Genomic DNA, 5,076 nt, shown 5'->3' on the forward strand with positions numbered 1-5,076 from the left:
CGGGGCGGGTCGCCTCCAGTTCCTCCTGGTGCTCCCGTGCGTGTCTGCGGTCGGTGGCCAGGAGTCCGCGCACGGTGTCGAGCAGGCCCGCCAGGTGGACGGCGCCCGCGTACACGCCGTTCGGGCCGGTGACCGCGACCCGGCCCGCGCTGTCGGTCAGTACCGCCTCCAGGGCCTCCCGGAGCGTGGCGTCCCTGGTCACCGTCCCGCCGACCGGGGTGCCGGTCTCCGTGAGCGGCCCCTCGGTGTGCGTCAGGTCCTCGCGCCGCAGCCATCTGATGGGCCGGCCGCGCCGGTCCAGCAGCAGCATCTCGTCGGTGGCGCTCGCCCGCAGCCGGCCCCGGACCTGCTGGATCGGCTCCCCCTGATGCGCCGTCGGGCAGCCGATGACACCCAAGTCCCTCAGCCGGGTGAGGTCGAGCCGCCTCAGGGCCGCACCGGTGCCGACGAACCCGGAGACGAACTCGTCGGCGGGGTGGGCGAGGATCGCCTCCGGGGTGTCGAACTGGGCGATCCGCGACCGCTCCCCGAGGACCGCGATCCGGTCGCCGAGCTTGATCGCCTCGTCGACGTCATGCGTGACGAACACGATGGTCTTGCGCAGCTCGCGCTGGAGCCGGAGCAGCTCGTCCTGGAGGTGGCCCCGGGTGATCGGGTCCACCGCGCCGAACGGCTCGTCCATCAGCAGCACCGGCGGATCGGCGGCCAGCGCCCGCGCCACGCCCACACGCTGCTGCTGGCCACCGGAGAGCCGGCGCGGGTATCGGTCGCGGAACTCGCCGGGGTCGAGCCCCACCAGCTCCAGCATCTCCGTCACCCGCGCCCTGACCCGTCGCCCGGACCAGCCGGCCAGACGCGGCACCAGGGCGATGTTCTGGGCGACCGTCATGTGCGGGAAGAGGCCGGACGACTGGATGGCGTAGCCGATCTCGCGGCGCAGCTTGACCGGATCGAGTCCGGTGACGTCCTCACCGTTGATCCGGACGGATCCACTGGACGGCTCGATCAACCTGTTGATCATCTTGAGTGTCGTCGACTTGCCGCATCCCGAGGGCCCCACGAACACGACCGTCTCGCCGGCGTCGATGCGCAGGGTGACACCGTCGACGGACGGGTGACGGTTGCCCGGATACTGCTTGGTGAGGTTGACCAGCTCGATGGCGGCGCCGGTGTCAGCCACGGATCCCCCTGGGAATCGTCAGCCGCCCGAGCAACACATACGCGGCGTCGAACAGCAGCGCGAGGACGACGATGCCGAGCGTGCCCGCGAGCACCTGGTTGAGCGCGTTGGCGCTGCCCAGGGAGGCGATACCGCGGAAGATCTCGTTGCCGAGTCCCGGCCCGGAGGCGTACGCGGCGATCGCGGCGATGCCCATCAGCATCTGGGTGGCGACCCGGACGCCGGTGAGGATCGGCGGCCAGGCGAGCGGCAGCTCCACCCGCAGCAGTCGCCGCGCCCGGGACATCCCGATGCCCTTCGCCGCGTCCACCAGCGCCGGATCGACTCCGCGCAACCCCACGATCGCGTTCCGCACGACCGGCAGCAGCCCGTACAGCGTCAGCGCGATCACCGTGGGGGCCACCCCCAGCCCCACCACCGGGATCAGCAGGCCGATCATCGCGAGGGAGGGAACGGTCAGCACGGCCGAGGTCGTGGCGGTGGCGAGACCGGCGGCCCACTCCCGCCGGTAGCTGACGACGCCGATCGCCACCCCGGCGACCGTCGCCACGACCACGCACTGCAGGACGGCACTGGCATGCTGGTACGCGTCGAACAGCAGCCTCTCGCGGTAGCTGCCCACGTAGTCCCAGAAACCCACCGCACGCACCCCCAGATCGGCTACGTCGTCGTCTCCCGGTCCTCCGCCGCCTGCTCCACCAGCGGGATGATCCGCAGCGGAACGGGGTTCTCCATGACGATCGCCGTGGCGGCCCGGACGATGCCATCAAAACCGACGACCCGGTCGATCACCCGCTGGAGATCGGCGTTCGAACGGGCCACCAGCCGGCACAGCATGTCGCCGCTGCCGGTCGTCGTGTGCAGCTCCAGCACCTCCGGCACGGTCGCCAAGTGCGCCCGCACGTCCGCGCCTTGACCCTGCCGGATCTGCAACGTCGCGAACGCCGTCACCGGGTAGCCGAGCGCCGCCGGATCCACCTGGGGGCCGAAGCCGCGAATGACTCCATTCGACTGAAGGCGGTCCAGCCGCGCCTGCACCGTGCCCCGCGCGACCCCCAGCCGCCGCGACATCTCCAGCACCCCGATGCGCGGCTCGCGCGCCAGCAGCACGATCAGCCGCCCGTCCAGATGATCGATCGCCATGAGCCCTCCCGAGGTGAGCATCCTGTACAGAACCAGCCCGAGTATGGGGTCACGACTGTGCAGATTGTCCAGCCATGAGGCGAACTATTGCGCACCTTGCGGGAGCGGAGAGAGCCTGCGGCCATGGCAGCCACCTCTGCGCACACGCACCCCGTCCCTGACACCGCTCGGCAGGCCGACCCCTTCCCGGTCAAGGGAATGGACGCTGTGGTCTTCGCCGTGGGCAACGCCAAACAGGCCGCCCACTACTACTCCACCGCCTTCGGCATGCGGCTCGTGGCCTACTCCGGCCCCGAGACCGGCAACCGCGAGACGGCCGGCTACGTCCTGGAGAACGGCTCGGCCCGGTTCGTCCTCACCTCGGTCGTCAAGGCGACCACCACCTGGGGCCACTTCCTCGCCGAGCACGTCGCCGAACACGGCGACGGCGTCATCGACCTCGCCATCGAGGTCCCCGACGCCCGCCGCGCCTACGCCTACGCCATCGAGCACGGCGCCCGCTCCGTCGCCGAGCCGTACGAGGTGAAGGACGAGCACGGCACGGTCGTCCTCGCCGCGATCGCCACGTACGGCACGACCCGGCACACCCTCGTCGAGCGCACCGGCTACGACGGCCCGTACCTCCCCGGCTACGTCGCCGCCGACCCCATGGTCGAGCCGCCCGCCCAGCGCACGTTCCAGGCCATCGACCACTGCGTCGGCAACGTCGAACTCGGCCGGATGAACGAGTGGGTGGAGTTCTACAACCGGGTCATGGGCTTCACGAACATGAAGGAGTTCGTGGGCGACGACATCGCCACCGAGTACAGCGCGCTGATGTCGAAGGTGGTGGCGGACGGCACCCTCAAGGTCAAGTTCCCCATCAACGAGCCCGCCATCGCCAAGAAGAAGTCCCAGATCGACGAGTACCTGGAGTTCTACGGCGGCGCGGGCGTCCAGCACATCGCCCTCAACACGAACGACATCGTGCGGACCGTACGGACGATGCGGGCGGCCGGGGTGGAGTTCCTCAACACGCCGGACTCGTACTACGACACGCTCGGCGAGTGGGTCGGCGACACGCGGGTCCCCATCGACACCCTGCGCGAGCTGAAGATCCTCGCGGACCGGGACGAGGACGGGTACCTGCTGCAGATCTTCACCAAGCCGGTGCAGGACCGGCCGACGGTGTTCTTCGAGATCATCGAGCGGCACGGGTCCATGGGCTTCGGGAAGGGCAACTTCAAGGCGCTGTTCGAGGCGATCGAGAGGGAGCAGGAGAAGCGGGGCAATCTTTAGGGCGCTCAGTGGCTCGGGGGCGTCTGTGAGTTGGCGGGTGCGGGCGCATTGTGGTTTCTCGCGCAGTTCCCCGCGCCCCTGAAGGCTTGGGCCTGCGGCCCGGCCTTCAGCTGAAAAGCCCGGGGGCGCAGCCCCGGCTTTTCAGGGGCGCGGGGAGCTGCGCGACCAGCCACAGACGACCCGCACTCGCCAACTCGCAGACGCCCCCGAATTATGAGGCGCCACCGCCACCCGCCCCCCAGAGATACGGATTGATCCGCCGCGCCTCCTCCTCGTGCCGCCGCGCCGACGCCGTCAACCCCAGCGCCCGCTCGATCTCCGACCGGTGGTGCACGTACACCGCCGACCGCACCTCGCCGCCCCGCGCGGGATCCGTCGCCCGTCTCGCGTACTCCAGTGCCTCCTCGTGCGACCCGGCCCGGTGCAACGCCCACCCCAGCGCGTCGGCGACCTTCAGCCCCGGCTGCCTGCGCCACTCCGCGCGCAGCACCCGCACCGCCTTCGTGGGATCGCCGTGGTCCGCCTCCAGCGCGCCGAGGACCAGCGCCTCGTCCACCCCGGCCGCGGCGGACCGCCGGACCAGCTCCCGCACCACCCCGTACTGCTTCGCCGCCGCCTCGACCCGCCCCAGCGACGCGTACAGCTCGCCCAGTTCCAGGGCCACCCGGGCCGACGGCCGGCGCGCGAGCGCCGCCCGGTACGCCCGTACCCCCTCGGCCGTCCTGCCCGTCGCCGCCAGCACCCGCCCGTGTCCCGCGAGCGCGTCCGCCGCGCCCGGGTCGGCCCGGGTCGCCGCCGTGAAGTAGCGGGACGCCTCGGCCGGCTCCCCCCGCTCCCAGGCCAGTTCCCCGGCCCGGACCCACAGCGCCGCCTCCTCGGCCGGCGTCGCCGCGGCCGCCGCCGCGTCGGCGAGCGCGGCGGCCGCGTCCTCGCGCCGGCCCTGGTCCCAGTAGACGCGGGCGGCCCACGCCTGGGCCGCCGGGCCGGAGTCGGCGTCGAGGAGCCGCACCAGGGTGCCGCGCACGGCCTTGTAGCGGCCGAGCCCGTCATACGCGTCGAGGAGCAGCGCGTACGACGTCCAGCGGCCCGGCGACTGGGCCACCGCCCGCTCGCCCCACCGCAGGGCCGCCGGGAAGTCGCGCCGGGTGTTCGCGAGCGCGGTCATGCCGTCGAGCGCGTCGGCGTTGCCCCGCGGGCGCAGCCGCAGCGAGGCGCGCAGGGCCGTCTCGGCCCTCGGGAGGTCCGAGACGCGGCCGGTCCGCCGCGCCCGCTCCACGTACGCCGCGCCCAGCACCGCCCACGCCGCGCTGTCCCGGGGCCGCGTCCGCACCCGCTTCTCACGGTCGGCGACGAGCACCGCCACGTCGTCCGACCCGACCGACACCCCGGCGGCCAGCACCCCGGCCCCCGCCCGGGCTCGCACCTCCGCCACCATCGGCCCACGCGCCGGGGCGCCCGGCGCGTGGGCCGATGGT

Annotated in this window: 5 protein-coding genes; 1 reads left to right on the forward strand and 4 read right to left on the reverse strand. The window is 72.5% G+C overall.

All coding sequences use genetic code 11. The features are described 5' to 3' along the window. From AOK15_RS26165 to AOK15_RS26175, 3 genes are all read right to left on the reverse strand, one after another. The coding region (locus AOK15_RS26165) for an ABC transporter ATP-binding protein (RefSeq protein ID WP_055520816.1) at positions 1 to 1,180 on the reverse strand (1,180 nt) is incomplete at its 3' end. Then, the gene (locus tag AOK15_RS26170) at positions 1,173 to 1,820 is read right to left on the reverse strand and encodes an ABC transporter permease (RefSeq protein WP_055520817.1); all 648 of its coding nucleotides are present in this window, start codon (positions 1,818 to 1,820) and stop codon (positions 1,173 to 1,175) included. The genes AOK15_RS26165 and AOK15_RS26170, both read right to left, overlap by 8 nt. Positions 1,821 to 1,840: 20 nt before the next feature. Next, positions 1,841 to 2,323 (reverse strand): Lrp/AsnC family transcriptional regulator, encoded by a 483-nt coding sequence (locus AOK15_RS26175; protein ID WP_055520818.1) that lies wholly within the window; start codon positions 2,321 to 2,323, stop codon positions 1,841 to 1,843. 123 nt (positions 2,324 to 2,446) lie between these two features. Here AOK15_RS26175 and hppD point away from each other — a divergent pair, with 123 nt between their 5' ends. After that, entirely contained in the window at positions 2,447 to 3,601 is a 1,155-nt protein-coding gene (hppD, locus tag AOK15_RS26180; protein ID WP_055520819.1) for a 4-hydroxyphenylpyruvate dioxygenase, read from the forward strand. A 211-nt stretch (positions 3,602 to 3,812) separates the two neighbouring features. Here the strand turns inward: hppD and AOK15_RS26185 are convergent. Then, the coding region (locus AOK15_RS26185; RefSeq protein WP_107099520.1) for a tetratricopeptide repeat protein at positions 3,813 to 5,076 on the reverse strand (1,264 nt) is incomplete at its 5' end.

It is taken from the genome of Streptomyces ossamyceticus, assembly GCF_001418475.1.
GTDB classification, from domain to species: domain Bacteria; phylum Actinomycetota; class Actinomycetes; order Streptomycetales; family Streptomycetaceae; genus Streptomyces; species Streptomyces ossamyceticus.

What these genes read in the sequence shown, in the direction of transcription:
- AOK15_RS26175 (WP_055520818.1), bottom strand. Translation starts at nt 2,323, where the DNA reads ATGGCGATCGATCATCTGGACGGGCGGCTGATCGTGCTGCTGGCGCGC.
- hppD (WP_055520819.1), top strand. Translation starts at nt 2,447, where the DNA reads ATGGCAGCCACCTCTGCGCACACGCACCCCGTCCCTGACACCGCTCGG.